This is a genomic window from Streptomyces sp. NPDC089915 (assembly GCF_040684675.1).
Classification (GTDB): Bacteria; Actinomycetota; Actinomycetes; order Streptomycetales; family Streptomycetaceae; genus Streptomyces.
Window position 1 is genome coordinate 1 of sequence record NZ_JBFBGN010000401.1, and the last position, 1,201, is coordinate 1,201.

Genomic DNA, 1,201 nt, shown 5'->3' on the forward strand with positions numbered 1-1,201 from the left:
GCCGGCCGGCGGCGGGCCCCCCGGCCGGGGAGCCCGCCGTCGCCTCCACCGCCTCCGGTAACGTCGCGGCGTGACGACGACCTACGTACTGGACGGCCGGCGGATCCACACCCTGGAGGACTTCTGGGCGGTGATGGGCGAGGCGGTCAACGGCCCCGGCGGCTACTTCGGACGCAATCTCGACGCCCTCAACGACTGCCTGGCGGGCGGCTTCGGCACACCGGACGACGACGACTTCACCGTGGAGTGGCACGACCACGCCTCCTCCCGGCAGGCCCTCGGGCACGCGGAGACGGCCCGCCAGCTGGAGATCCGCCTGAGTCGCTGCCACCACACGAACCGCCCCGCGGTGGCCGAGGAACTCGCCGCGGCCCGTGCCGGCACGGGCCCGACGGTCTTCGACTGGCTCGTCGGCATCTTCGAGGGCCAGGTCCCCGGCGCCCTCCGGCTGCGCTGATCCCCGCACGCCGCGTCGCCCCCACGCCCGGTTGTCCGCGGACAATCCGGGTTGTCCGGCGACCTCGTGCCTCCTGCGCTGGGGACGTGCGGCCGGGCGGGTCCGGACAAGGTCCCGGCCCGCGACGGTCGGACGGAGAGTCCCTTCGTCGAGTGGTCCGGGAGGATCCATGTCCGTCATGAACAGCGCCCGCAGGTTCGGCATCGCGACGGCCGCCGGCTGCGTGCTGGCCTTCGCACCCGCCGTGTCCTTCGCTGCGGCCGGCCCCGCGTCGCAGAACCCGTCTTCACACGCCCTGTCCCAGACGCCCGGCGCGTCACAGGCCGCTCCGGCTCCGCGGCCGGACAGCGGGTGCTCGTCCTTCGACAACGCGAACAGGGACCGGATCTACGTCGGCGACTGCGTGATTCCCGGCGGCTACTACGTGTCGTCCGCCGACGGCCAAGTGCTCCTGGTCATGCAGGGGGACGGGAACCTTGTCCTGCGTGCCGCCGATGGCTACAGGCCCCTGTGGTCCAGCCACACCGTCGGCTCCAACTACGCCAAGATGCAGGCCGACGGGAACTTCGTCGTCTACACCAACGACGGCAGGCCGCTGTGGGCCACGGCGACCCAGGGGTTCGGCAACTACCTCGCCATCCAGGCCGACGGCAACCTGGTCGTCTACACGTCCAGAGGGGGACTCCGCCGGACGTGTAGAGCCGCGGGGCGCGGCCGGCGGCCAGGGCTGGTCGGGGTCGGCCG

The 1,201-nt window shown here is 72.9% G+C and carries 2 protein-coding genes; both read left to right on the forward strand.

Features of this window, described 5'->3' with window-relative positions:
• The first annotated feature begins 70 nt into the window (after positions 1-70).
• The gene (locus tag AB0O29_RS36160; protein WP_365160758.1) at positions 71-457 is read left to right on the forward strand and encodes a barstar family protein; all 387 of its coding nucleotides are present in this window, start codon (positions 71-73) and stop codon (positions 455-457) included.
• Between the two features lie 169 nt (positions 458-626).
• Positions 627-1,201, forward strand: a 575-nt coding sequence (locus AB0O29_RS36165) for a hypothetical protein (RefSeq protein ID WP_365160761.1), incomplete at its 3' end; no start/stop codon positions are given.